The sequence below is a fragment of the Myxococcus sp. AB025B genome (assembly GCF_006518215.1).
Lineage (GTDB): Bacteria > Myxococcota > Myxococcia > Myxococcales > Myxococcaceae > Myxococcus > Myxococcus fulvus.
Genome location: NZ_SRLW01000020.1, coordinates 15,759 through 42,271 on the forward strand (window position 1 = coordinate 15,759; position 26,513 = coordinate 42,271).

At 69.0% G+C, this 26,513-nt stretch carries 21 protein-coding genes; 10 read left to right on the forward strand and 11 right to left on the reverse strand.

The annotated features are described in order from the left end of the window. The first annotated feature begins 42 nt into the window (after nucleotides 1-42). Complete coding sequence (locus FL311_RS05410; protein ID WP_141323872.1) at nucleotides 43-1,308, forward strand: cytochrome P450; 1,266 nt, start codon at nucleotides 43-45, stop codon at nucleotides 1,306-1,308. A gap of 49 nt (nucleotides 1,309-1,357) precedes the next feature. On the opposite strand, the gene FL311_RS05415 is transcribed toward FL311_RS05410, so the two are convergent. Together FL311_RS05415 and FL311_RS05420 are read right to left on the reverse strand one after the other, a co-directional pair. Beyond that, nucleotides 1,358-2,188, reverse strand: coding sequence for a hypothetical protein (locus FL311_RS05415; protein WP_141323873.1), 831 nt, complete (start codon nucleotides 2,186-2,188; stop codon nucleotides 1,358-1,360). Between the two features lie 333 nt (nucleotides 2,189-2,521). Beyond that, complete coding sequence (locus FL311_RS05420) at nucleotides 2,522-3,619, reverse strand: hypothetical protein (protein ID WP_194869066.1); 1,098 nt, start codon at nucleotides 3,617-3,619, stop codon at nucleotides 2,522-2,524. A gap of 235 nt (nucleotides 3,620-3,854) precedes the next feature. On the opposite strand from FL311_RS05420, the gene FL311_RS05425 reads away from it, so the two are divergent. Next, nucleotides 3,855-5,444 carry a hypothetical protein gene (locus FL311_RS05425; RefSeq protein WP_141323875.1) on the forward strand — a complete coding sequence of 530 codons (1,590 nt, stop codon included), beginning with the start codon at nucleotides 3,855-3,857 and terminating at the stop codon, nucleotides 5,442-5,444. A gap of 161 nt (nucleotides 5,445-5,605) precedes the next feature. Here the strand turns inward: FL311_RS05425 and FL311_RS05430 are convergent, their stop codons facing one another. From FL311_RS05430 to FL311_RS05450, 5 genes are all read right to left on the reverse strand, one after another. After that, a complete protein-coding gene (locus FL311_RS05430) occupies nucleotides 5,606-6,835 on the reverse strand; it encodes a cytochrome P450 (RefSeq protein WP_141323876.1) in 1,230 nt (409 codons plus the stop codon). 111 nt (nucleotides 6,836-6,946) lie between these two features. Then, entirely contained in the window at nucleotides 6,947-8,431 is a 1,485-nt protein-coding gene (locus tag FL311_RS05435; protein ID WP_141323877.1) for a 3-deoxy-7-phosphoheptulonate synthase, read from the reverse strand. Between the two features lie 29 nt (nucleotides 8,432-8,460). Further along, nucleotides 8,461-9,363 (reverse strand): TIGR02996 domain-containing protein, encoded by a 903-nt coding sequence (locus FL311_RS05440; protein ID WP_141323878.1) that lies wholly within the window; start codon nucleotides 9,361-9,363, stop codon nucleotides 8,461-8,463. Nucleotides 9,364-9,429: 66 nt separating this feature from the next. Next, nucleotides 9,430-10,317, reverse strand: a complete 888-nt coding sequence (locus FL311_RS05445; protein WP_141323879.1) for a hypothetical protein — start codon at nucleotides 10,315-10,317, stop codon at nucleotides 9,430-9,432. Between the two features lie 38 nt (nucleotides 10,318-10,355). Further along, entirely contained in the window at nucleotides 10,356-11,234 is an 879-nt protein-coding gene (locus FL311_RS05450; protein ID WP_141323880.1) for a hypothetical protein, read from the reverse strand. A gap of 26 nt (nucleotides 11,235-11,260) precedes the next feature. On the opposite strand from FL311_RS05450, the gene FL311_RS05455 reads away from it, so the two are divergent. The 3 genes from FL311_RS05455 (at nucleotide 11,261) to FL311_RS05465 (ending at nucleotide 13,540) form a co-directional block, all read left to right on the forward strand. Continuing rightward, complete coding sequence (locus tag FL311_RS05455) at nucleotides 11,261-11,455, forward strand: hypothetical protein (protein ID WP_141323881.1); 195 nt, start codon at nucleotides 11,261-11,263, stop codon at nucleotides 11,453-11,455. A 41-nt stretch (nucleotides 11,456-11,496) separates the two neighbouring features. Continuing rightward, a complete protein-coding gene (locus FL311_RS05460) occupies nucleotides 11,497-11,898 on the forward strand; it encodes a hypothetical protein (protein ID WP_141323882.1) in 402 nt (133 codons plus the stop codon). 325 nt (nucleotides 11,899-12,223) lie between these two features. Continuing rightward, nucleotides 12,224-13,540, forward strand: a complete 1,317-nt coding sequence (locus FL311_RS05465; protein WP_141323883.1) for a hypothetical protein — start codon at nucleotides 12,224-12,226, stop codon at nucleotides 13,538-13,540. 847 nt (nucleotides 13,541-14,387) lie between these two features. Here FL311_RS05465 and FL311_RS05470 read toward each other — a convergent pair. Next, complete coding sequence (locus tag FL311_RS05470) at nucleotides 14,388-15,755, reverse strand: SH3 domain-containing protein (RefSeq protein WP_141323884.1); 1,368 nt, start codon at nucleotides 15,753-15,755, stop codon at nucleotides 14,388-14,390. Between the two features lie 202 nt (nucleotides 15,756-15,957). Between FL311_RS05470 and FL311_RS05475 the strand changes: the two genes are divergently transcribed. After that, nucleotides 15,958-16,824, forward strand: coding sequence for a DUF6310 domain-containing protein (locus FL311_RS05475; RefSeq protein ID WP_141323885.1), 867 nt, complete (start codon nucleotides 15,958-15,960; stop codon nucleotides 16,822-16,824). Then, a complete protein-coding gene (locus FL311_RS05480) occupies nucleotides 16,821-17,582 on the forward strand; it encodes a DUF5953 family protein (RefSeq protein ID WP_141323886.1) in 762 nt (253 codons plus the stop codon). Before FL311_RS05475 ends, FL311_RS05480 begins: the two co-directional genes overlap by 4 nt. Before the next feature lie 43 nt (nucleotides 17,583-17,625). Here FL311_RS05480 and FL311_RS05485 read toward each other — a convergent pair whose 3' ends face one another. Next, complete coding sequence (locus FL311_RS05485) at nucleotides 17,626-18,627, reverse strand: cation diffusion facilitator family transporter (RefSeq protein ID WP_141323887.1); 1,002 nt, start codon at nucleotides 18,625-18,627, stop codon at nucleotides 17,626-17,628. Nucleotides 18,628-18,734: 107 nt separating this feature from the next. Here FL311_RS05485 and FL311_RS05490 point away from each other — a divergent pair, with 107 nt between their 5' ends. From FL311_RS05490 to typA, 3 genes are all read left to right on the forward strand, one after another. Beyond that, nucleotides 18,735-20,318, forward strand: coding sequence for a sigma 54-interacting transcriptional regulator (locus tag FL311_RS05490; RefSeq protein WP_141323888.1), 1,584 nt, complete (start codon nucleotides 18,735-18,737; stop codon nucleotides 20,316-20,318). Beyond that, entirely contained in the window at nucleotides 20,315-21,253 is a 939-nt protein-coding gene (locus FL311_RS05495) for an alpha/beta fold hydrolase (RefSeq protein WP_141323889.1), read from the forward strand. The genes FL311_RS05490 and FL311_RS05495 overlap by 4 nt, the downstream gene beginning before the upstream one ends. A gap of 204 nt (nucleotides 21,254-21,457) precedes the next feature. After that, on the forward strand, nucleotides 21,458-23,305 hold the full coding sequence (gene typA, locus FL311_RS05500; protein WP_141323890.1) for a translational GTPase TypA: 1,848 nt from the start codon (nucleotides 21,458-21,460) through the stop codon (nucleotides 23,303-23,305). Between the two features lie 321 nt (nucleotides 23,306-23,626). Here the strand turns inward: typA and cglE are convergent, their stop codons facing one another. Both cglE and FL311_RS05510 read right to left on the reverse strand, forming a co-directional pair. Continuing rightward, on the reverse strand, nucleotides 23,627-24,229 hold the full coding sequence (gene cglE, locus FL311_RS05505; RefSeq protein ID WP_141323891.1) for an adventurous gliding motility protein CglE: 603 nt from the start codon (nucleotides 24,227-24,229) through the stop codon (nucleotides 23,627-23,629). A gap of 169 nt (nucleotides 24,230-24,398) precedes the next feature. After that, nucleotides 24,399-26,468 (reverse strand): TonB family protein, encoded by a 2,070-nt coding sequence (locus FL311_RS05510; RefSeq protein ID WP_141323892.1) that lies wholly within the window; start codon nucleotides 26,466-26,468, stop codon nucleotides 24,399-24,401. Nucleotides 26,469-26,513: the final 45 nt, after the last annotated feature.

Genomic DNA, 26,513 nt, shown 5'->3' on the forward strand with positions numbered 1-26,513 from the left:
GGCTTCAGCCCTCCGACGAACCTTCGAGGGAGGGCAGCACGCATGTTCAAGGACAGCGCCGCGTCAGGACTCGGGTCCGAGTACCGCCCGCTCGACTCTCCCCAACTCGAGAACCCCCACCCTTTCCTCGCGCGTGCGCGGCGGGAGGCGCCGGTGTTCTTCAGCCCGGCGCTGGGGGCGTGGGTGGTGACGCGACATGCGGACATCAGCGCCGTGGTCGCCGATACCGAGCGCTTCTCCTCCGCTGAATCCATCACCGTGGGCGCCGCGACCACGCCTCCCGAAGTCGTCGCCGCGCTGATGGACGGCTACCCCCTGGTCCCCAGCCTCGTCGACAATGATCCACCCGCGCATTCGCGCTTCCGCGGCCTCGTCAGCAAGGCCTTCACCGGGCGGCGCCTCGCGGAGAAGGAGCCCTTCATCCGCGCCCTCGTGGACGAGCTCATCGACTCCTTCCGGAACGAGGGCAAGGCGGACCTGTTCCTCCGGTTCGCCCATCCGCTGTCGGCCAGCATCATCGCGGAGATCCTCGGCATCCCCCGCGCGGACATCCACCGGTTCCGGCGCTGGTCCGACGAGCTGACCACGGTCCTCGCCGCCCATGGCTCCATCGAACACCAGGTCGCCTGCGCCCGGGGCGTGGTCGAATTCCAGCGCTACCTCGCCCAGGCGCTCGAGGAACGCAAGACAGCGCCCCGGGAGGACCTGCTGAGCGACATCGTCACCGGCTCGAAGGAGATGACGCCGCCCATGAGCATGGCGGAGCTCGTCAGCATGCTGATGCAGGTCCACTTCGCGGGGCACGAGACGACCGCGGGCCTCATCGTGGGCGCGGTCGAGCTCCTGCTCGAGCACCCGGAACAACTCCAGGCCCTTCGGGAGGACCCGGCCCTCATCGCGGGCGCCGTCGAGGAGGCCGTGCGGATGACCTCCCCCGTGCATGCCATGTTCCGGACCGCGCTGGAGCCCGTGGAGCTCGGGGGCGTCCCCATCCCCAAGGGCGCCCACATCCGCATCGTCTACGCGTCCGCCAACCGCGACGAGGCCCGGTTCCACGAGCCGGAGCGCTTCGATGTCCGCCGGCCTGACGTCAAGAAGCACCTCGCCTTCGGGCAGGGGCTGCATTTCTGCATCGGCGCCCCGCTCGCGCGGCTCGAGGCGCGCCTGGCGCTGGAGGCCCTGCTCCGGAGCCTCCCAGGGCTCCGGCTCGTGCCAGGGCAGACGCCGGGCTTCTTGAAGAGCGTCACCGTCCGGCGGCACGAGAGCCTGGAGGTCGCGTGGGAGGTCCACGCGACCCAGCCTCGCTGACGACCGTGCTGCTGTCGCGAGGAACCTGGGACCGACAGCTCCTCCGATATCAGGGGCCGCGCCACTGGTTGTAGTTGGAGCGATGCATGTTCGTGTGCCCGCGCTGCTCCTGCTGCGCCAGGTACTTCTCGAAGGTGTCCCAGACCCCACCCTCCTGCAGCTTCGGCCCGTAGGTGTCGAGCGCGGCGGGCCATCCCAGGTTCTGGATGCCATGCGCCATCATCTGGTGGTGCATGGACAGGCCGTCGTACTCGGAGCGCTCCGCCTCGTGGGCATAGCGTGTCTCTCCCGCGTTCACATCGGACGGGTCCTCGAACTCGCCCGCCAGCGCCCGCGCCTTCAACGCATCCGTCCGTGGCGTCTGCAAGGCATTGGTCATCTCGAACGCCATCATGCTGGCGCGCCGGGGCGACGGCGTCACCCGCTCCTGGATGAGAATCTGCCGGGCCAGCGGGCGCCAGGCCGCGAGCGGGGCATAGGGGTCCGTGTTCCCGGTGCTGACATTGACTGAGCCTTGTTCGAGAATCGATTGCACCCATTGCTGATAGATGGGGTTGCGCAGGAACTCCTCGTGCGCCCTCCGGTCGAAGTCCGCGTACTTCGACGGGTCCGCGTCCACCACGTCCTCGCTGTCGCTGTCACCCTCGCGCTGGACGACGCCGCTCCCGCCCCACGACATCCGCTGTACCGGCGCCGCACGAGGTCCCTCGTCGTACCCGCGCTGACGCTGGAGCAGCGCCTGGACCGAGGGGCGCTGATTGAGGCGCTCCGCCAGCATCCCCAACCCGCTCACTCCCGCGGAGAAGCGCTGCGCGACCGGCCTCGCCGCATGCGACTCCAAAGCCCGTGCTGACTCGACCCGTTGAATGACGGTGTGCATCGCTGGATGACCTCGTGAGGGTTCACGGCGCCCGCGCGGAGGTGCATGGGCTCACGAGATGATCTCCAACCTCCACGCGGCTGTCACGCCACGCACGTCCACGACCACGCGAGGCAGCGAGAGCCTCGCCGTGGCGCCCCCACCTCCTCGGTGCGGTGGAACATGAAGCGGGAGCCTCCCGCGACGTGGGCCTGGGCGCTCGCGGATGAGAGGAATCATCGAACCGCGCATCCTCGCACCCCGGCGCTCGCGGCTTCCTTCTTCACGCGTAGGCGGCGCCGGGAGAATCCGGCACCAGCCAGGTCGCGTGAGGCAGGACGACGACGCGGCGATTCAGGGCGCGACAGGACTCGGCGCGGGCGGGGACCCACCCGGGCAGTCCCGCTGGTAGTCCGCGAGGGTGCGCTCGAACCGCTCCCGCTCCTCTCGCGGCCACTGCTCCTGGAGCCTCGCCACGGCTTGCCGCTGGTCCGCCAGCGCCTCCTCGCACCGCCCCAGCCCCCGAAGGACCGCGGCGGAGGTCTCCAGCACATAGGCGTTGCGCGGCGCCAGTTGCCGGGCCACCCGCACCCTCGGCTCCGCCTCCGCGTGGCGCCCCGCCTGGACGTAGTGCCATGACAGCTCGTTCGCGGCCCACCAGTACGTCGGTGCCAACGCGTTCAACCGCTCGAGCGCTTCGACATAGCCAGGGGCCTCGGGAGTCTGTGAGCCCAGCAACTTCGCCAGGTGCGACCAGGCGTCGGCGCTCCCGGGGAAGCGGGCGACGCGCATCCGGACCCACTCCAGCTCCGCCTCGGGAGTCCGGTTCTCGAGGGGCATCTGGAACTGGATCCGGAAGAGGCGCGAGGTCGCGATGGGATGCCCCGCGAGCATGGCCGGTTGATACCGGGTCGCGGCGAAGACCTTCACCAGCTCCTCGCCGAACTTCGGGAAGAGAGACTCCACGACCTGGAGTTCCCGCGCGCGTCCGTCCGTGTCCACCCGGCCCCGGAGGACGACCACCTGTGGTTTGCGGAGGAGGAAGACCTCCTTCGGGACGTCCGGCATCGACGGCCCCTCCACCCGCTTCACGGGCTGGAAGTTCGTGAGCAGGAACTCACAGGCGTCGAACAGGTCGACGGCGCAAGCGGCCGACAGCGTCGCGGAGGCCTGCCGCACCTGCACCTCCGTGGGCGCGCCCTTCAACAGCGCCACGGCCTCGACGAAGGCCTCACGCGCCCTCTCCGGCGCGACGCCTCCCTTCGCCCCCGGGTTGAACAACGACGCGGGCGGCAGCTCCGAGGCCTCGCGCGGATTGCCTTCCGGGTCCAGTTGGTACGCCATCGCGAGGGAGAGCTGTCCATGACTCGCGGGGAGCGACGGAGCCCCCGAATGGGCACAGCCCGTCGCCCACAGCACGACCGACAAGGAAACGATGAGAGTGTGACGCATGGACGGTCACGCTACCCCCAGCCCGCCCCCGGGGCCACCGCCCTCGCGACTTCGTCAGCCCTCCGTCTTCCTCTCGCGCTCGAACCTGGAGCGCGTGGGCCTGACCAGGTCAGCGGTGGTGCATCCCACCGCCCCAGCGAGTCCTGGGACAGGGCCGAACGTCCCCGCTCCTTCCTTCGCCGCGGGGGGCCCTCCACAATCCCTGGCCTCCACGTGGCATGGACAGGAGCCCCGCATGCGGACCCAGATGGCCCGGTCAACCCACGAGCGCGCCAGGCAGCCCGTGATGCGCGCGGGGCACACGACGGACACCCCCCACGTCAGCCAGTTGAGAGCGCGTCAGGGAGAGCTCGACCAGAGTCCTCGCGTGCGGGCGCTGTCGCGCGTCGGCACCTCGCTCAACCCGGGCGCACCGAGCTCCGCCGCGCCCATCCAGCGGATGGAATGGCGAAGGCAGGGAGCGGGCGTCGTCCCGGAGGACACCGCCTACGCCGGCCCGGCGCCCGACCTCGCACTGATTCCTCCGGGACTGCTGGAGCACCAGATCTGGGATGACGCCACGAACAACATCTACGACGGCGCCACCGGGCTGCTTCGCGCCAACCATCACGTGCCCCAGCCGGGAGACGCATTGGTTCCAGGGGACCTGCAAGCGCAGTTCGACGTGCTGAGCGAGGGTCCGCCCGCCGCGAGCAAGAACGTTCTCAAGAACTATCTCTCCAAGCTCAACACCCTGTCCAAGAACATCGGGGCGTGGATGGCGAAAGCGGCGCCTCCGGGCAGCGAGGAGGAGCTGGCGGGCCTCAGGCTCAAGGCGCGAATCGAAGCCATCAAGAGCCGCCCCGTGCTCCGTGAACAGCCGACCCTCCCCCCAGACAACGAGAGCGCCAGGGCCTCGTTGGCGCTGGGCGGCGCGGCCAACAGGCTCCATGACCACGTCAAGCCTGGAACCGACACGCCCGGGGCCCCCATTGACGTGGACGTCATCGACTCCGCGATATCCGAAGATCCCACCGGCCGGACCCGCTCCGTCAGCACTGGAGAGCTGACGCCCAGTGGTGACGGGCTCATCTGGTGGGCTTCGGCGGCCCAGGGCCTGCGCGAGGTCGCGGAGAGCAAAAAGACAGAAAGCAAGTTGCTCAGCCTGCCGGTGGGCTCCGGGAGGATCCCCATTGGCGTGAAGGGCCCGAGCAAGAGCCTGCCCAAGGGAGAGTTCATCGTTCTCGGACATGGCGCGCCGATTGCCTACGACGAGAACCCCAACCAGCAGGGATTGCGAACGCCCGGCAACGCCGGACCGGAGCACAAGGTCAGCTATCCCGAGTTCCTCAAGCGACTGACCCATCTGCAGGCAGCAGAGAGCGTGGACGACCCGGTGCTCGCCCAAGCGATGCTGGACATGGTGAAGAACCCCGCCAAGGATCCTCCGGACGCGCTCGCCAGCTTCCACGCCCTGTTGAGGGAGATGCTCGTCACCTGGATGGTCGCTGAGCCCGCCCGACACCGCTCCGTCATCTTCAACAGCGTGCTGAGTCTCCAGGAGATCGCCAACGGAACCCACAAATTCGCGGACATGCTCCCGGACGACGGCCTGTACCCGATGACCGGCGGAGGCACCGCGAAGGCAGGACGGAAGGCAGAGGAGTCCGAGAGAAATCTCTTCGCGAACAAACCCGCCAACCCGCCCACGAAGGTCGAGAACCGACAGAAGGACCAACTGAAGCGGACCGCCACGGACGGAGACCTCTCCTCCCCGCTCGAGCAGGTGCTCCTCGAGCACGGCGTCGGAGGCACCCGCCTGCGCTACGTTCCGCAGGCGCCCTGAGCTGGGAGCAGCAGTCGCTCATCGCCCTGGTGGCCATCCTGGCCCTGGGCCCCACCCACCCCGCCTTCCCTCGCGGCCCGCGCTTCGTCCGACCACTGGAACTGGTATCCCCTCCCCTTCCAGGCTCCCCGGGGTGACGAGACTGGCGGGCAGGTCCTGGGTCACGCGAGGCGTGCCGGCAGGGGCTGTCCCGTCGCGGGAGCAAAGACCTCGACGGGAAGCGTGACCGGCCCACGGACGATGAGGGAGGTCGTCCAGTCGATGTGCTCCGTGCGGAGCTCCAGCCGCTCCACCCGGGAGACGAGCTCCTCCAGGGCGACGCGAGCCTCCATCCGCGAGAGCATGGCCCCCAGACAGTAGTGGGCCCCATGTCCGAAGGAGAGGCGCGGCGGGCCCTCCCGCTCCAGGATGAACCGGTCGCCGTCCGGAAAATACTTCTCGTCGCGGGCGGCGGAGGCCAGCGACACCAGGACCAGGGCCCCCTGGGGCAGCTCCACTCCGGCCAGCGTCACGTCCTGGGTGCACAGGCGCAGCGTGGACATCACGCTGGGCTCGTAGCGCAGGGTCTCCTCGACGAAGCGAGGGATGAGAGTGGGGTCTTTGCGCAGGCGGAGCAGCAGCTCCGGATGTTGGAAGAACACCCGCGCGCATTGGCTGAGCAGGTTGACGGTGGTCTCCAGCCCCGCGACGAGCAGCAGGAAGAGGAAGCTCATCAACTCGTGATGGGTCAGCGCCACCCCGTCCACCCGCGCCCGGAGCAGGTCGCTGACCATGTCATCCCGCGGAGCGCTCCGCCGCTCGTCCAGCACGCCTTGGAAATACCGCTCCAGCTCATCGAGGGTGCGGTGCTGACGCTCCATCTCCCCTGCGCCCTCCGGCTGGACTCCATTCATGGTGACGAGGACACGGGTCCAGCGCATGAAGTGTTGCTGCAACGAGGCGTCCAGCCCGAGGAGCCAGCCCATCACGGTCGCGGGAATGGGCATGGCGAAGGCGTCCACGAAGTCCACGTGCTTCTTGTCCATCATGTCGGCCACGTGCTGCCGGGCGACCCCGCGCAGGCGGGCCTCCAATTGCGCCAGCGCCGCGGGAGTGAAGGCACGGCTGATGAGCGCGCGCAGTCGCCCGTGCTGGGGCGGATCCAGGAAGAGGAGCGAGTCGGCCAAGGGGTTGACGCGCTGGAGCCACGGCGGCTGCGCGGTCAATCGCAGCCCCTGGGACGAGAAGAGGCTCGCGGACTTGAGCACCTGCTGCGCCTCGTCGTAGCGGGTGACGAGCCACATGCCACCGGGGTCCACCTGGACGACGGGGCCACGGCGTCGCAGCTCCGCGAGATGAGCGTGAGGCGACTCCAGGTATTCGCGAGACAGGAGCTCGAGTCGGGTGTCCATGGGCGTGGGACCTCCACCTGGAGAGGGTAGGGATTGCCAGACATTGCTCAAGCGAGCGCGGGAGGGCAGTCCGCCACCGGACAGATGAATTGTCCTTGGGCCCAGCGGGCCTCACACCCACTCGACGTGAGCGTAGGCCTCCGTGGCCTGCTTCAGGTCTTGCATCTGCCAGGGCTTGAGCCTGCGCTCGCAGCGCACGCGAAGCCCTCGCGTCCCGAATCCTTCCGCCGCGCGCAGGACGTCCACGAAACGGCCGACGGCCTCTTCGCTCACCAGCGTCGCCTCGATGGGCACCTGCTCCGCGGGCCGCACCGTCAGCCGCCATGCGGCCTGCCTGTCGGCATCCAAGCGCTCCAGCTTCCTCGCCAGGGAAGAGCTGGCGCAGTGGCGCAGGCCCACCGGGTCCGCGTCGCGGAGCTCCAGCCACGACAAGCTCGGCAGCAGCGCCAGCTTCTCGAACGTCTTCGACCAGCCAACCCCAGGCCCCGCGACCAGATGGGCCCCGTGCCCTCCACACTCACACAACTCCAGCCTGCTCACGGAAGGATGGAGGTCCAGGTCGTGCGCCGCCGCGAAAGCCATCCGACGAATCCGTCGGACACCGCGCAGGTGCGCATGCATGAACCAATCCCTGTCGAGACCTCCGCCCCAATCAATCTCCCGCACCGTGCTCCACGCGACGCCCGGCTCGGGCCAGGGCGGTTGAAGGGTGGCGCTCCCACCCAGTTGGACAGCCACTGGGAACCCTCGCTCGAAACGCGTCGTGCCCGGCATGACGAGCAGCCCCAGAGGCTCCTCCCAGCTCGTTCGATGCGCCGCGAGCAGCGCGTCGACCCGGGCCTCATCGGGAGCGGGCGAGCATTGCAGCACGATGAACTCGCCCCAGGGGTCTCCGAGGGCCACCAGCTCATCGGCCATCACCAGCCGCGCGGCATCGTCGTCGAGCTGGGCGTAGACCTGGGGCAGCCACTGCTCCCGGATGCTCGCGCGGCGCCGCTCATGGTCCCCTCTCGCGTCGAGCGCGTTGCGCACGTCCCGCAGCACGGCCTCGGCGCGCGCACCCAGGACCGGAGGCACCCACTCACGCCCCATCCGGATGATGAAGGCGAGCCGACCGGCGGATTCGTTGTCCGGCGACAGTCTGGCTTGCAGCGCCTGGAGCGGCGCGATGTCGAAGGGCGGGCCCACGTGCTTGAGCGCCAGACACAGCTTCGTCAGGTTCAGCGGAACCTGGAACTCGGGCCGCCCGGACAGGCTCACCAGCGCGGGCCCGAGCTGCGGGTTCGGGGACATCCGCAGGACCTGGTCGAGGTAGAACATCTCCAGTGTCGAGGACCGCCTTGTCTCCGACACGAGGGTCGACGCCATGGCTCTGGGAGTGACCTCCCGCGTCCCGTCCGGCGACGGCTTCTCGTTGCCCTCCGCGTCGAGACGATTCGCGGCCAGGCGCCGCTCGACCTCCTCACACAGCTTGACCAGCGCCGGTGAGCGACACACCCGCCAGGCGGCCAACAGGGCGCCGAGCGCCTCGTCTTCGTCGTACCGGGCAAAGGACTCCGCGGCGCGCTCCAGGTGCCCCAACACGCTGTCTTCCACACCACCACTCTACCGCGACGTGGACACGCTCACACCCATTCCACGTGGGAGAAGCCAGATGCGGCCCGGCGCAGGCGCTCGACGCGCTCGGCATCGAGGCTGTGCTCCCGGCGCACCCGCAGGCCCCGGGACCCGAACCCCTCCGCCGCGCGCAGGACCCGCTCGAAATCATCGATGGCCCGCTCGCTCATGAGCGTCGCCTCGATGGGCACCTCCGCGCCCGGCCTCACCGTGAGCGACCAACGTCCCTGGCCGACGATGTCGATGCGCGACAGCTTCGTCGCCAGCCTGGAGCCCGCGCACAGGCTCACATCGTCCAGGTGCGCGTCACGCAGCTCCAGCCACGACAGGCTCGGCAGCAGGGCCAGCCTGTCGAACACATCCGCCGCCGCGGGCGTGCCGCGCACCTGGGGCACGACAGGCCCACACAGCTCCAGTCGAGTGACGCCAGGCGGCTGGCCCATCAACCGGGCCCAGAACGGCTCCACGCTCCGCATCCGTGTCACGCCCCGAAGGTGCGGATGCGCGAGCCACTGTCCATGGACCACAGACCACGCGAGCCCCACCCAGTCGATCTCCCGCACCGAACACCAGGCCGGTCCTGGCTCGCGGGGAATCCGACGCGCCGCATCCCCCGACAGCCGCACCGCCACGGGCAAGCCCCGCTCGAACCGGGTCGTCCCAGGCTCGACGAGGCCCCCCAAGGACAGCTCCCAGCTCCGGACATGCTTCGCGAGCAACGCGTCGATGCGCGTCGGGTCCGGAGCGGCGGAGCACTGGAGCACGATGAACTCGCCCAGGGGGTCGCCCACCTCCAGCAGCTGGTCCGCCATCACCAGCCGCGTGGATTCGTCCTCGGGGTTCGCATGGATACGAGGCAGCCACTGCTCCAGGATGCTGGCGCTTCGCGACTGCTCGTCGGCCTCGTTCACGTCACCAGCCTATCGCAACCCGACAGCCCCGCCGCCCGTGGGGACGGCGGGACCGAAAAAGCCCGACTACGGAACCGCGCTCACGTCGACGTCGATGATGCGCGGCTCCTCGGAGCCGTTGGGCCCCGTCACGCCGACGGTCCCGGCGCCCACTTCGAGCGTCAGCGTCCACTCACCGGTCGACAGCTGGGTGGGGACATACTTCCAGAAGAGGCGCACGTTCCCCGCGGTCTCCCCTTCCGCCAGCAGGGCCTCCCGGGCGCGCTGCTCGATCTCCGCGGTGGACAGGCGCGTGCGGAGCAGATGCCCCGTGCGGGCCAGCGGAGGCCAGGTGATGAGCGCGCGCTGGAAGGTGCCATCCACGCCGTGCGTCACCACCGCGCGGTGTCCCTCCACGCGGATGCCATTGATGGCGCGCATGACGAAGGTCTTGTGGCGGTGGAGGACAGGCGAGGTCTCCACGCCCTCCTCGCGATGCTGGACGAAGGTCTTCCGCTGGAACACGGGCCCCATCTCCGCCGTGGGGATGCCCCAGCGCTGCAGGCGGGCCAGGGCCGTGCGCTGCAACACCGCGGGGTCCTGCGGCGTCGCCGGTCCGCTGCCCAGGTTGTTGAGCACCAGGACCTGGCCCTCGGCGGGGTCGCTCTCCAGCCGCCAGGTGCGGGACTCCCTGTCCCTGCGCGTGCCGAAGGCCTCCACGTCCGAGAAGGCCTCGGTCGAGCCCACCAGCAACCCTTGCAGCGACGCGTCCGTGAACGCGCTCTGGGTCAACAGGGTGGTGGGCAGGGCCCCCGAGGGAGGCGTGGCGATGCGGGTGGAGTCGAAGACGAAGCCGAGGGTCGCGGGCGCGACCTGGGTGTCGAGCTGCGCGGGGTCGACGGGCGCGCCGCTGTCGCAGCCGAGCGCGGCGGCGAGCGGGAGGGCGGTCAGGAGACGGATGAATGGAGTCTTCATGGCGTGGAGTTCTTTCCGGGCAAGGGCCTGGCGGGAGGTCACTGCGAGGGCAGCTTCATGCCGTTGTCGGGGTCGCACTCGTAGACGCCGTAGTAGGAGGAGCGGACCTTGGGGCCGGTGTTGTGGCGGTCCGTCCAGCCTCCGGACTCGTACATCTTGAAGCGCTTGGCCTCGGTCTCCCCGAAGACGATGGACACCGGGCAGTCGTCGTTGTTCTTGCCGTAGTCGTGGTCGTAGAACTCGTCGATCCAGTTCTCGCCCACGCCGGTGCTGCGCGACTGGGACACGTAGCGCTTCACGTAGCGCTTCACGAAGTTGCCGCACGACGAGTCCCCGTGGAACGCGTTCCACACGGTGAAGCTGCCGCTCGTCGCCGCGAGCCCGTTGTACCCGCCCGCCTTCCAGACCTCGAAGTCACCGGACTGGCACGCCTTCACGACGGCGATGTTCAGCTTGGTGTTGCCCAGGCGCATGTGGTTGGTGATGGCCGCGCAGCCATCCACGTTGCTGCCCATCACCAGCCAGCTCTGGTTGTAGCCCAGGTTGTGGCCACCGTGCGTATGCACGAAGACGACGTCGGCGTCGTCGACGCCCGCGTTGGCCCGGTCGTCCTCACCGTTGGGCGAGGAGACCAGCGCGGCGTCCCTCCAGAGGTTGGCGCGCGCGCTCCCGTTGTTGAGGGTGCGGACGTCCGACCACTTGCCGCTGTTCTTCAGTGAGGTGAAGTAGCTGGCGAACTCGGCCGCCGACTTCGTGTGGACCTTGTGGGTCTTGGCCTCGCACAGGCCGCTCGACGCGCCGCCGAACTCGGCGATGCCGTAGACATGGGTCTCGTTGGCCAGGGCCGCCGAGGGCAGCAGCAGCGCCCCCACGAGGGCCTTGCTCGTCCAATTCCGGGTGTGCTTTCGAGGTTTCATCGTCCAGGTCTCCCCCCGTGCGGGGCATGAGTGACTGGGGCCGGGAGGCGCGCGATCCGGCGGCGCGCCAGTTCCGGCCTCGGCTCCTCAACGAAAAACCCGGCGAAATCCCCTCACCCACCGCGCACGGCCCCTGGGCCTCGCTTCACACGCGCGGCGAGGAGGTCATTGGATCGACCGCGTCGCCACGCTTCGTCAGCGACTACCAGCTCGTGTCGTAGCCGACGCCCGTCCTGAGGGACAGGGAGGTCTCATCGCGGCGGTGGTCGATGTTGCCATTACGGTGGCCAACGGCACGGTCAGGGGACTGTCGGAGGGAACCACGACGCTCCACGCGAAGGTGGGGGCAGTGGAGGCCCAGGCGACCCTCGAGGTCATTCCGCGCGCGCACCAGGAGTTGGTCGCGCTGGACAGGCGGTACCACGTGGCGGCGTCCGTGGGAGACAACACCTTCGGCGTGGGCCTCCCGAGTGTGGAGCATGCGGGCGCGGGCATCGTCTACGGCGTCGGCACGGGGAACACCGCGGGAGCCAGCCTCGTCGAAGCCACGGGTGGCGAGGGCCTCGTCTTCGACGTCGTGGGGCCCATCATCAACTGGCTCGCGGTGATGCGGGTCGACGGCATGGACTTCGACGCGGTGCTCGCCGCCGCGAAGACCTGGTAGAGGCCGAGGTGCCGGCGGCGGGGCGCCGCGCGACAAATGGAGCTGCCGCCCTCGCGCGGCGGCCTCCCCGTGCCCATCGCCATCAACTCCGGCCCCCGGAGCGTGGGCGCGGTGGGCCTGGGCTGGAACAGCCCTCTCTCGTACATCCGCCGCGACATGTCGTTCACCCACCGTCGATGGCGTCGATGCGTGCCCGCATTGTCGGACGGAGCCTGGATGACCGGGCAGACAGATGGAACCTCGAGCCGGCCACATTCTCCGCGCGGGTGCGAAGGAATCCAGCCTCTCGCGTTGAACCCGGTCAGAGATGATAGGAGATGCTCCCATGCGAACTGGCCTCATCGTCCTCGCGCTCGGCGCGCCGCTCTTCCTGGGGTGTGGTGACTCCGGGGATTCCGAAGAACCGAACGACTGTCCCACCACGGGCCAGGGCACGCTGGAGGTCACCATCCGCGGGCTCCCCTCCTCCTCCTCCGCCCCCGTCGTCACCCTGCGCAACGGGAACTGGCTGCGGGTCACCGATGCCTCGCGCAGGCTGGAGGGGCTCGCCGCGGGCACGTGGAACCTCGTTCCCGAGCCCACCGGCGGGAGCGGGCCGCTGATTCGCACGGCCTACGACGCACCGACCTCCCAGGTCTGCGTCCGCGACGGGCAGACGGCCACCGCCACGGTCGACTATGCGCTCATCCCCAGCAGCCAGAAGCTGTGGCTGTCCACGAGCAATGGCGCCGCAGAGATCGAGGCCTTCTCCGCGGAGAACCTCGGCGCCTCCGGGAGCCCCTCGGCCACGGTGTTGCTCGACTCCACCCCGGCCATCCCCCGTGCCTCGGGGCTCGCGTTCGACCGTCGAGGCAACCTCTGGGTGGCGCTCGGCTCGGGAGAAATCCGGCGCTATCCCGCCCGGGACCTCGGCGCCTCGGGTGTCCGCGCGCCCGACATCACCCTGACGGGCAGCGCCCTGCGCGGAGGCGTCCCGGGCCCCATTGCCCTCGCCTTCGACAGGGTGGGGAACCTCTGGGTCTCCGTCGGCTTCAGCGACAAGGTGCTGCGCTTCGGCGCCGCCCAGCTCACCGCCAGCGGCTCGCCCACGCCCGAGGTGGAGCTCTCGGGGCTCGGCGAGCCGAGCGCCCTGGCGTTCGACGCCGAGGACAACCTGTGGGTGGCGGACAGCGCCAGCACCGGCTCCCGCGTGCACATGGTGAGTGGCTTTGGCCTGGTCACGTCGGGGACGGTGACTCCCGTGACGAGCATCGACGCCAAGCCCACTCCGGATGGCGTCAGCTTCTCTGGCCCGTCGGGGCTCGCCTTCGACGAGGAAGGCAACCTGTGGGTCGCCTATGCCGCGAGTGGCATCGTCGCCCGGCTCACCCCCAGGGAGCGGGGCGACGCGGGCCCACGGACCGTCACGCCCTCGGTGTGGCTCGACGTCGGGGGGCCCAGGGAGCTCGCCTTCGACGAGGAGGGCGGGCTCTGGCTGGGCTACGATTCCGGCGACATCGCCCGCTTGAGCCCGGGCCAGCTCGCCGCCACCGGTGCGCCGACGCCCCAGACGCTCATCTCCAGCGCCGACCTCGGCGTCACCCACGGCGTGGCCCTCTATCCCGCCCCCGCCAACCTGCCCCTGTTCCACGGGCTGGACTGACGCTCGACCCCCGGCGCGAAGGCCGCTCTCCGCGCCGGGTGTCGCGCTGGCGGTACGGCGCCGTACACCGAAACCGAGAAGCTCAGCAGCGCCAATACCCCCGGCCACAGAAGCAGGTGGACTGGTAGCCGCTGTCGAGACAGCACGGAACCTCTCGACCCTGAGCACCGCAAGGCATCATGTGCCAATCCACACATTGGATGGAGGCCGTGCACAGCTGGCCCTCATCCACCGCGGCGACTGGCGGCTGCGTGGAGGTTGGCGCCATCGTCGGAGTGCCTCCGCAGGCGTAGACGACCTCTTGCTGGAACTGCGTCATGACGCCGTCGTATTCGACAGTACCGTTGCACCGCTGAAGCATCCACCCGACACGAACCGTGTACGTCCTGTCCGTGAAGTACGTGTACATGTACTCGTACCGGCCAGGCCCTGGGGTTGGATCGGGAATCAAGCGGGCTTCTTCGGACTGAAGGGGGCCAGGGACCTCGTCCATCATCGGCTCCCCGCATCCCGTCGAGAAGCAGCTCACGACCACAGCCGCAATGAAAGCAAAGCGCCTCGCAATTGCTGACATCTCCAGCTCCTTTCAGTTCGTGTTCGACCTCGCGGACGGGCCGCGGTGCACGTGCGCCCGCCGCGAGGCTCAGCGTGAATGGCCCCTGACGGGCACGTCCATCCCAGGAATCTGGGAGGAGCGCCCGAACGCGTGGGTGCGGGCTGAGAGGAGCGTCAGTCGCTCAGGCCTGCTTCGACGCGGGCGTGAGCAGGCTGTTGATGGACGCGCGGCGTCTATCGACGCGGTCGCTGTTGGCAGTGTGACCTGGCGTCCCGGGTGTGGCGTCTGCGTTCAGCGGCAGCTCGGGTTGCCGCGCCTCGGCTTGTAGCTGGAGGAAGGGGTCTTCACGCCCTCCAGCACTTCGTTCCAGTCGAGTGTCTGGGTCTCGGACAGGGCGGCTTCGTGCGGCGTGGTCTCGCGGTACTGGCGCACACCCTCCACGCCCTCCGGAGGCCCGATGGGCGCGCCCACGCCGAGCTGCTTCGTCTCGCGGGTGAAGGCCAGCTTCAGCGTGTCCCTGTCGAGCGTCCAGGTGCCGTGTTTCTTGTAGTCGTCGACGAGGAACTCGAGCACCACTCGGCCATCTGGACAGAAGTGGTAGGTGTCCAGCGTGCTGGCGTACTCGTTCTCGAGGATGAGTCCCGCGGCGTCGGGTCGCCAGTCTCCGCTCGCGGTGGGCTTCGGCATCGCCGCGCGCAGGCGGTGCTGCAGGGTGGAGAGCTGGGCGCGCTTGTCGGGCACCGGGGCCTTCTTCAGTGCGGACAGCGCACCCGCTCGGGCCCAGCCGAGCAGCCGCGTCTCCGACTGGATGAGATACCACGTACCGTCCGTGGCCAGCAGGGTGACGGTGCTGCCCGCGCGCAGCTTCGCCACGGGCTCCGCGTCGTCCTGGCGCGTGCGCAGGAGCGGGAAGGAGGTGACCACCTTCGATCTGGCGCCTGAGGCGTACAGCTCTGGCAGCACGACGATGGCCCCGAGCATCGCGCCGTCGTCGACGCTCACCTTCTTCCGGAGCTCCCAGGCGGAAACCCAGCCGAGCGCGTCTTCGGACTTGCTCGCGAGTCCCGCGAGGTACCAGCCGCCATCACGGTCCGCGGGGTCTGGTTTGAAGGCGTGCAGCGCGAGGGTTTTCTCGGGACCCGCCAGGGTGACGACGTCCTTGCCGCCGGGCGTCTGCTGGAGCGACACCCACCCTGGAGGCGGGAGGTCGCGGCCCACGGCGTAGAGTTCCTGCGGCACCTCGGTGAAGCCCGGCTGCTTCGCGTCGTAGAGGTACTTGTCACGGCGGCCCCAGCCGTCGGGCATGGGGACCTCGCACAGGAGGATGCCATTGCCGGAGGCGCTCGGTACTCCGGGGGGCAGCGGCACTTCCCGGAGCGCCGTGCCCTCCTGGCGGAAGAGGCGGAAGCGTGACTCGCCGTGGACGAGCACCTCACGCTGCTTATCGCTGCTGTCGAGGTCCAGCACGGTGATGCCGCGCACTCCGGGCAGCTCGCCTTCGGTGATGGCTGTGCCCACGGTGAGCCGGAAGGCGCCGGGCTTCGTTACTTCGAGCGTGAGGTGCTCGCGTGTGCCGTCACCATTCAGGTCCGCGTCGGCCTTGTTCGTGGGGGACGCGGTGAGTACGGCGACGAGCACGAGGGCGCCAGCGTTGAGCATGTGGCGACTCTGGTGCATTGCCTCCGCGACAGGCAAGCCGGCGACTGGGCTGACGCGGGCTGGGGCACCCCGGAGCGGGCACTGCCTCTTCAGAGTTGGGATTCGCAGGCACCTCCATGGTGATTGTCGAAGCCACCCCTGGCGGCGAGGATGGGGCCATGCGTTTCCGCGCCCGCATCGCACTCCTACTCTTCCTATCCGCATGCGCCGCCTCACCCCCTACCCCGACACCTCCGGAACGCAGAGCCAACGACGCACCAACCTTGAGCGGGCGGCGAAGCTGCCCTGGACTGACGACGGGCGGTGCGTCGTCCGCGAAGCGTCTCAGCCTTGGCCGGTCCTGGTGGAGCGGTGCTATCGGACCCTTGACCACGACCGCATCGAGTTCCGCGACACCACGGGGAGATGCGCGGTCGCCTCCACTGCCGCCGCCGCCATGGGCGTCGGGCTCTGCGTCCTGGCCGCTCCTGAGATTGCCGTGGGCGCGGTCGTCGTGCTGGGCGTGGTGGTGGTCGGGTTTGTCCTCGAGGAGGCGCTGGAGGCCTATGAACTCCGCCACGCATATCCCGAGGAAGCAGGGACCTCTCGCAGGACGAAGCCGTCCTCCCGGGAAGCTGAACCACAACGCCAGCCGAAGCCCGAGCCATCAGGGCAGGACTGGCGGCCCCCGGTGCCTCCAGAGCCATGGGAGCGAGAGCGCCGCCCGGAGTGCAAGCCCGTCCCGGTACCACGCGCCTCCAAAGATGGCCCGCATAACGCGTGTGCCGACAGGATTCCGCCCAACCGGTATCCCGGCATGGACGTGCGCGTCGGAGGGATTCGTTTCGATGCGCTGCAAGTCGGCGTGCGCGCGCTGTGGGAGATCAAGACCCATCGATTCGATGAGTACAGTTCCTTCATCCAGCGGATAGAGCTCCAGAAGGAGCTCAAGCAGATCAACAAAGAGCGAGATACAGCCGTGGCGTGTGGCTATGACTTCATCATCGGAGTGAGCACCCAGGAGCATCGAGAAGCGCTGCTCGAAGCGGACTTCTCACTGAATGTCGTCGTCACGGGGTGCAAACGATGACTCGGCGCAAGGCCCTCACCCTCATCGTCTACGCGCCCGCCCTCGTGGGCAAAGACGCTCGCCCAGTCGACATCCTTCATCAAATGGAGAAGGCGCTCCCATCCTTGCAGCTCAGGTGGCGTCTCTCTGACAGCGGGCGTCCCATCCCATTGCCACAGCGCGACGCATGGCTCATCGACAGTATCGAGGACGGGGAATTCCCTATCGTGTGCAACGGGGATGAGTGTCACCCCGTGACGTTTTTTGGGAGGGAACGTTCGGGACTCTTCAGCCCAGGCGGACAGCCGCAGTTCGAAGTCCACGTGGAAATGCCACTGGACGAGCCTGTGCTCGCAGCAGCGGCGACCGTGCTTGAAGCCGTGGCGGAAGGGGCTCACGCGTTCTGGGGACAGGCGTCGAGATATGGGTACGGTGCGGAGGTCGCGCAGCAGCTTCGCCGCTCAGCGCAGGCCCCTCAGGGTTCCCCCCGTGGGCTTCCCCTGCTCAACATGCCCGAGGAGATCCCTGCCCCTGAGACTCCCTACTTCCTCGCGTGGCTGAACTACTGGTCCGCCGCGACGGCGCGGGCCATCGGCTTCCCTGATCCCGCCCGCGACGCGGACCTGCTCTCACGAGCGCGGCGCACGGCATCCGGCGGATGGGTCGTGCAGCTCACGGACGCGCCGCTCGAGTTGGACAAGCCCGACCACCTGGACGCGCTCAGGCGAGCCTATGAGCGCTTTCCCGAGATCGGCGGACGCACGATGACGCGGGAGTGATACCGAAGCTGGCGAGTGATTCGCGGGGGGCTCCCAGCTCCCGTCAGTGCACCTCACCCAGATGGGCGTAGCTCTCGCTCTCGATCTGGATGGTGGTGTGGTCGATGCCGAACTTGTCGTACAGGTCGTGCTTCACGGCCGAGAGAATCTCGTCGTTGTTGCAGACCATCGGGTCCAGCACCACCAGGTGCGCGGACAGCGCGTACACGCCGCTGGAGATCGTCCACACGTGCAGGTCGTGCACCGCCGTGACGCCCGGCACGCGCAGCATCAGCTCGCGCACCTGCGGCATGTCCACGTGCGAGGGCACCGCCTCCATCAGCACGTCCACCGCGTCGCGCACCAGCCGCACCGCGCCCACCACGATGACCACCGAGATGACCGCGGAGATGATGGGGTCCACCACGAACCACCCCGTCAACGCCATGATGCCCGCGCCAATCAACACGCCCACCGAGGACAACGTGTCCCCCAGCACGTGAAGGAACGCGCCACGGACGTTCATCGAGTGTGTGCGATGCAAAAACCCCAACGCCCCCAGGTTCGCGACCAGACCCACCGTGGCCACCAGCGCCATCGGCTTCACGTCCACCGCCTGCGGCGAGTGGAAGCGCTCCCAGGCCTCGTAGAGAATGAACCCGGTGATGCCCAGCAGCAGCACGCCGTTGAGCAGCGCGCTCAGGATCTCCATCCGGTAGTAGCCGTACGTCTTCTTCACGTCCGCCGGCTTGCCCGCGAACCACAGCGCCACCAGGCTCAGGGCCAGCGCGGACACGTCCGTCAACATGTGACCCGCGTCCGACATGAGGGCCAACGAGTGCGTCAGCCAGCCCCCCACCGCCTCCGCCAACGCGATGGTCGCCGTCAGCACCAACGCGAAGATGAGCCGCCGACGGTCCTTGCGCCGCTCCTCCGCCAGGCCCCCCCGCTTGGGGCCGTGCCCATGGCCGTGCCCATGGTGGTGATGCCCATGGCCGTGGTCATGCCCGTGGTCGTGGTCATGCCCATGCCCCGCCCCGCCGCGTGTGTGAGTGGAGGTAGTCACGGGAGAGAGAAGTGAGGATACAGCCGGGTCCTGGGGTAAGAGAGGGGAGAAACGCGATTCCGACGGCCCGGTCCCTCCCCGGAGCGCGGGGCCGGACGGAGGTAGGGATGGACTTCGAGAAGCACCAGAGCCTGCACACCATCATCATGCTGAGAGATGTCATCCGCAAGTGGTGGCAGATGGAGCTCTCCTTCGCGGATCGCCACGGCGTGGTGCACGAGTGGCAGCGGGGGGACATCTCCCCGCCTCCCAACCCGTTCTGTCGCATCGCCCTGTTCTCGAGGGAGGGCCTGCGCCGCTGCAGCCAGTCCGTGCGCGTGCTCCACGAGAAGTTCCGCGGGAACAAGAAGCTGCGCCGCTCGCTCTTCCACGACTGCCACCTCAACTTCAGCATCGTGGGCGCCCCGCTCTACGTCGACAACGAGTACGCCGGCTGCCTCTTCGTCGAGGGCTTCTCCCGCCAGCTGCTCAACGCGCGTGAGGTGGAGGTGCTGCGCTCGCGCCTGCTCCAGTTCGCCCCGCCCTTCTCCGACCTGGACCGCGCCGATGAGCGCGTCCCCGTGCTCGACGGCGCGGAGCTGGCGAAGCTGTCCGACCTGCTCGAGTTCGCCGCGCTGGAGATCGCCAACCACGAGTCGGAGCTCGCCCGGCGCGAGGAGCAGCTGCCCCCGCCATCCCCCGAGGTGCAGGAGCGCTACCGGTTCGAGAAGATCATCGGCCGCTCCGGGCCGATGATGGAGGTCTTCCGGTTGATGGAGAAGGTGGCCAACTCCGACTCCACCGTGCTCATCAACGGCGAGTCGGGCACCGGCAAGGAGCTGGTCGCGCGCGCCATCCACCACAACGGCCCGCGCAAGGACCAGCCCTTCGTGGTGCAGAACTGCTCGGCCTTCAACGACAACCTGCTGGAGAGCGCCCTCTTCGGCCACACGCGCGGCGCCTTCACCGGCGCGCTGCGCGACAAGAAGGGCCTGTTCGAGGTCGCCGACGGCGGCACCTTCTTCCTCGACGAGGTGGGCGACATGTCCCCCGCCCTCCAGGTGAAGCTCTTGCGCGTGCTCCAGGAGGGCACCTTCCTCCCCGTGGGCGGCACGCACCACAAGGAGGTCAACGTCCGCGTCGTGGCCGCCACGCACAAGGACCTGGGCGAGCTGGTCAAGCGCGGCGAGTTCCGCGAGGACCTCTACTACCGCATCAACGTCATCCGCGTGCAGCTGCCCCCGCTGCGCGAGCGCCGGGACGACCTGCCCGTCCTCATCGACCACTTCCTGCGCAAGCACCACCGCGAGGGCCAGCGCACGCGAGGCCTGTCCCCGGAGGCGCTCGCCATCCTGGGCGCCTACGCGTGGCCGGGGAACATCCGCGAGCTGGAGAACGAGATCGAGCGGCTGCTCGTGCTCGGCGGAGACCTGGAGATGCTCCCCGCGGAGCTGCTCTCCAGCCGCATCCGCGACGCGGTGGTGCCTGGCGGTGGCCCCTTCATCCCGCCGCGCGCGCACGGCCGGCTGCACGAGGCGGTGGAGGCGCTGGAGCGGGAGATGATCCACCAGGGCCTCTTGCGCACGCGAAACAACAAGAGCCGGCTGGCGCGCGAGCTGGGCATCAGCCGCTCCAACCTCATCCTGAAGATCGCCCGCTACGGGCTGGACCGGGGCCTGCCCGAGGACGAAGAGGCCGAGGTGGAGGCATGAAGGCGGAGGCCGTCTACTTCCACCAGGACTACCTGCGCGTCCCCGACGGCGCCGACCTGTACTACCAGGTCACCGGCGACGGAGAGCCGGGCGTGGTGCTGTGCGACGGCCTGGGCTGTGACGGGTTCGCCTGGAAGTACCTGGCCCCGTACCTGTCGCGCCGCCACCGCGTGCTGCGCTGGCACTACCGCGGGCACGGCCGCTCGGGCATCCCCGAGGACCGCGAGCGCATCGGCATGCTCTACACCTGCGACGACCTGCAGCGGGTGATGGACGCGGCCGGGATGGAGAAGGCCGTGCTCTTCGGCCACTCCATGGGCGTGCAGGTGGCCCTGGAGTTCCACCGCCGCTACGCCAGCCGCGTCGCGGGGCTGGTGCTCATCTGCGGCAGCTACGGCAACCCGCTCGACACCTTCCACGACTCCAACGTGCTCAAGAAGCTCTTCCCGTCCCTGCGCCGGGTGGTGGAGCGCTTCCCCGAGCAGTCCGCGCGCCTCATCCACGCGGCCCTGCGCACGGAGCTGGCGGTGCAGCTGGCCATCTCCCTGGAGATGAACCGCGAGCGCATCGCGCGAAACGACCTGGCCCCCTACTTCGAGCACCTGGCCCGCATGGACCCGGTGGTGTTCGTGCGCACGCTGGACTCGCTGTCCGAGCACAGCGCGTGGGACCACCTGCTCCACGTGGACGTGCCCTCGCTCGTGGTGGCCGGAGGCCGGGACAAGTTCACCCCGGGGTGGCTGTCGCGGAAGATGGCCTCCCGCATTCCCGAGGCCGAGCTGGTCCTCATCCCCGACGGCACCCACACCGCCCCCCTGGAGGCCCCGGGGCTGGTCGAGGTCCGCGTCGAGCGCTTCCTCCGGGAGCGGCTGGGCGGGCCCGCCGCTGCCCGGCCCCTCGCTGCGTCCGTCCGGGCCCCCACCGCGGGTTCCTGAGAGTGACGACGGGTGACAAGGCCCCCCTGGGAGCCCCTGTCGGGAGGGGTGCGCCGGCCGTCCAGTCGCCCGGGGGCCGTCCGCGCTCATTGCAGGGGACGCACTCACGGCATATAAGCCCCCGCCTTCCGGGTTCCGGTGGGGTTCGGGAGACCTGTCTTTCTCGGGGCATCCCCCCCGCCCTTTCACCTCAGTTCGGTTCGTATGATTCCTCGCGAAAACATCCGTAACGTCGCCATCGTCGCCCACGTTGACCATGGCAAGACCACGCTCGTCGATCACCTGCTGCGGCAGGCGGGCACCTTCCGTAGCAACGAGCACGTCGCCGAACGGGTGATGGACTCCAACGACCTCGAGCGCGAGAAGGGCATCACCATTCTCGCGAAGAACACCGCGGTCTCCTACAAGGGCATGCAGATCAACATCATCGACACCCCGGGTCACGCCGACTTCGGTGGTGAGGTGGAGCGTGGTCTGCGCCTGGTCGATGGCGTCATCCTGCTGGTGGACGCCGCCGAAGGTCCCCTGCCCCAGACGCGCTTCGTGCTCAGCAAGGCGCTGGCGATGGGCCTGAAGACGGTGCTGGTCATCAACAAGATCGACCGTCAGGACGCCCGCGCCCCCGAGGTGCTGGACCAGGTCTACTCGCTCTACATCGACCTGGGCGCGGACGATAAGCAGCTCGAGATGCCCGTCCTGTACACGATTGCGCGTCAGGGCCAGGCGTCCACGAAGCTCGACGTCCCCGGCAAGACGCTGGAGCCGCTGTACGACGCCATCATCAACCACATCCCGCCCCCGCCGGCCTCCCAGGAGACGACGCCGCAGCTGCTCGTGGCCAACCTGGACTACGACGACTATGTCGGCCGTCTCGCGGTGGGCCGCGTGCAGGCAGGTCGCTTCACGCCGAACATGCCCATCTCCGTCGTTCGCGAGGGGGGCAAGGTCGAGCCTGGCAAGATCGTCAAGCTGTACGGCTTCTCGGGCCTCAAGCGCGTCGAGATCCAGGACGCCGGCCCGGGTGAGATCGTCTCCATCGCGGGCATCGAGGACGTGTCCATCGGCGACACGTTCGGCGACCCGGAGAAGCCCGTGGCGCTGCCGCGCATCACCGTGGACGAGCCCACGATGATGATGATCTTCAAGGTCAACGACGGACCGCTGGCCGGCAAGGAAGGCAAGTTCGTCACGTCGCGCAACCTGCGCGAGCGCCTGTACCGCGAGGCCTACCGCAACGTGGCCGTGCGCGTGGAGGACACCGCGACGCCGGACGCGTTCCGCGTGGTGGGCCGCGGCGAGCTCGCGCTGGCCGTCATCATCGAGAACATGCGCCGCGAAGGTTACGAGCTGACGGCCTCCAACCCGGAGCCCATCACCAAGACGGTGGACGGCGTGCTGCACGAGCCCATGGAGCTGGTGTTCTGCGACGTGCCGGAGACGAGCGTCGGCTCGGTGACGGAGCGCATGGGCACGCGCAAGGGCCGCATGACGGACATGGGGCAGTTGGGCTCGGGGCGCACCCGTCTCCAGTTCCGCATCCCCGCGCGAGGCCTCATCGGCTTCCGCTCGGAGTTCCTCACGATCACGCGCGGTGAGGGCATCATGAGCAGCCAGTTCGACGGCTTCGAGCCGTGGTTCGGCTACATCGCGAAGCGCCAGAACGGCGCCATGGTCTCCGACCGCCTGGGCGACACGGTGCCGTACGCGCTGTTCAGCATCCAGGAGCGCGGTCAGCTCTTCGTGGGCGCGGGCACGACCGTGTACGAGGGGATGATCATCGGCGAGCACTCGCACCCGTCCGAGCTGAACGTGAACTGCTGCCGCGAGAAGAAGCTCACCAACATCCGCGCCGCCGGCCGCGACGAGAACGTCATCCTCGTCCCGCCGCGCGAGATGGGGCTGGAGAAGGCCCTGGAGTGGATCGCCGACGACGAGCTCGTCGAGGTGACGCCCAAGTCCGTGCGCATGCGCAAGAAGGCCCTCTCCGTGGGCGAGCGCTACCGCGCCGAGCGCGACCGCAAGCGCGAGGACCGCGCGGCCGAGGCCGAGTAGTCGCGCCGGGTTGATTCGATGCACGAGGGCCCGTTCCTTCCTGGGAGCGGGCCCTTCGTGTTTCCGGGGGGCGGGCCTTCCGCCTCGCGCGATGCGTCGCTGGCCGCGGGCTCCGGGTGGCTTCCTGGTCGACGGCGTTGCCCTGGAACAACGCCTGGACCATGCGTGAATCCCGCACCCCGAGCCCGGCTCCGGGCACCAGGCACCGCGACAACAGCACGAGCCCCCGCGTCGGCCAGCGCGGAGGCAGGGACCTTCCAGGGGACCTGCCGGGACAACGACGGCCCCGGCGTTTCTTCCCGCGAAGCCCTCAACCCACGCTCAGAACGTGTACTTCACCTTCGGGAAGATGGCGAAGGACGTGATGTTGGGACCGATGACGTAGCGCGCCAGCAGGTCCGCGCCGACGGTGAAGTGGTCCATGCCCGTGGCGTACTCCAGCCCCACGCCCACGCCCGCGTTGGGCGAGCTGACGGCGCGGCCCGGATCGTTCTCGTCGGGGTCCACCGGCGCCGGGTCCATGCGCGTGTAGCCCGCGACCAGCTTGGGCGTCAGGTACAGCCGGTTCATCAGCGGCACGTGGTACGCGGCCGACACGTCCAGGAACTGCATGGTGAAGTTGTCGGACAGCGAGCACGTCTCGGTGCCCGGCAGGTAGCCCGCGAAGCAGTTCTGCGCGGACGAGCCCATGCCGAAGTGCGCGCCCAGGGAGATGCGCTCCGTCAGGTCGTAGCCGATGCCAAGCTGCAGGTAGGTCTGAGCGTTCGAGTACGCGTTCTCACCGCCCACGGTGAAGAACACGCCGACGTTGGTGTCGGTGTAGAAGCCGCGGCGCGGCTGGAACTCCACTCCCTCCGGCGGCGTGGCCGCGAGGGCCGGAGACGACAGCAAGGCGAGCGCGGCAACGAGCTGGGACTTCTTCACGGGTCCTCCCCACGCGGTGCCCCTCCGGTCCAACCGGAAGTGGCGACGGACGTTAATGACGCCCCCCTCGTTCCGGCAATCAGGGGCGGGAATGAAAATGGCGTGGACCGTTCCGTCCACGCCACTTGGAGGGACGGCGAAGCGCCGTCCCGACGTGTACACCCGAGGGCTACCCCTCGCCCTCGGAGCCCGCCGGCGAGAACATCCACGGGTACGTCACCGCCACCACGCCGCCGCCCTTGGGCTCCGGGAACTTCCAGCGACGGATGCGGGAGATCATGCACTGCTCCGCGCGGGAGTTGCCCAGCGTCGACTCGGAGACCGTCGCGTCGGAGACCATGCCCGCCGGGTCGATGGTGAAGGCCACCGCCACCTTGCCCGCGAGGCTCGGGTCCTTGTTCAGCTCCGACTCGTAGCAGTACTTGATCTCGTTCTGGTGGCGCCGGATGACCTTGGCGATGACGTCCTTGTCCAGGCCGCCCACCACCGTCGTCTTGCCGGGGATGACCTTGGTGATGGACTTGCCACGGCCGCCCAGGTCGATGCCGCCCGAGCCTCCCGCGCCGCGTCCCTCACCCTTGGTGCCCAGGCCGCCGATGCCCATGGCCGTGCCGCCACCGCCGGTGCCGGAGCCACGCGAACCCAGGCCCCCCACGCCCTGGGCGTCACCCATCGCCGCGCCGCCCTTGAGGCCGCCCAGCGCGTTGTTGAGGCCGGTGCCGAAGCCGCCGGGGCCGAACACGTCCGAGGCCCCGCCCTTCAGGCCCTTGAACGCGCCGAGCAGACCGACCTTGCCCACCACCTGGCGGTCCTTCTCCTTCTTCGTCTTGTCCACCACGGGCGTGCCGGGCTTGGACGGCGCGGCCTCGGCCTGCTTGGCCTCCTCCTTGCCGAACTTGCCCTCCTCGTCCTTCGCCTTCGCGCCCTCCTCCACGCCGGACAGCTGGAGCTTCTTCTGCTCGAGCTTCTTCTCCGGGGTGATGAGGAACTTCGCCACGCGCTGCTGGGACTCGAAGATGTCGTTCGCCGGCGCCTGCTCCGAGCGCGGCGTGAGCGCCATGGCCGCCACCACCGCCGCTCCCGCGAGCAGGCAGATGCTGACGATCTTGAAGAACGTGTAGTCGGCCTCCGCCAACGAGGTGGCGGCAATCGCGGGCGACGGCTTCACGTACCGGGCGACGAAGGCCACCGTGCCGAACGACACCTCGACGCGGTCATGCAGGCCCAGCTTGAAGACCTGCTCCTTGTCCTCCGGCGTGCCCGTGAGCAGCCCCGCGGCGCGCAGCGTGTCCTTCGACTTCACGTTGCCGCGCTCGGTGACGATGACGCCCGTGCCCTGCGGCGCATGCACCTCCAGCACGTCACCGCGGCTGATGACCAGCTCGTGGCGCTTGCCCACCGTCGGCGCGAAGACGTGGAAGAAGTTCTTCTTGCCCTCGCCGATGGTGACGGGGACGCCGTCCTTGAAGTGCTGCACCTGCAACAGGGTGTCGCCCCACAGCATGGACACCTGGAGCACCTTCTCCCGCGCCGTGGGCATGGCCTCCGGCGGGAGCTGCTCCTGCAGGTGAGGCAGCACCGCGCGACGCGGGGCCGCCGCGACGGGAGGCGTGTCCACCCGGGGCGTGGGCCGCGCTTCCTCGCGCGCCATGGGCGGCGGAGGCGGAGGTCCCACGCGGTTGAGGCCGGGCGGAGCCACGCGCTCGGTGCGCAGGCCGCCGACGTTCGCCGAGGGAGGAGGACGCGGATTCGTGAAGACGAAGCCGCCTCGCGTGTTGCCGCCCGCCGCCGACGGAGGAGTGACCACCTCCGGCACCGTCCGGTTCACGGGCGGCGGAGTGGGCGTCCTCTGCGTCACCGAGCCCTGGAAGCGCGGTCCCGCCACCTTCGCGCCCGCGGGTGCGAGACGCTCGGGTTCGTCGGCGCCTCCGAAGAGGACCTCCACCCGCGTGCCTCCCACGCGCAGCACATCCCCGGGTTTGAGCGCGGTGGGGATGACCAGCTTCTGGCCGCTCACCTCCGTGCCGCCCTCGCTGCCGAGGTCGATGGCCGTCACCGAACCATCCTTGTCCACCTTGAGCATCACGTGGAGATTGGAGACCCGCGGATCCTGAACCTTCACCGCCGCCTGGGCGCCCGACCCCACGATAACGCTCTCCGCCTCCGACACGGTTTCCACCGTGGAGCCATCAGGCCCCGTGATTCGAAGGGTCAAGCCGTTGTTCTTCGCCGCCGCCATGAAGTTCTTCCTTCTTCCCTTCCGCTCCCGAAAACGCCTGACCGC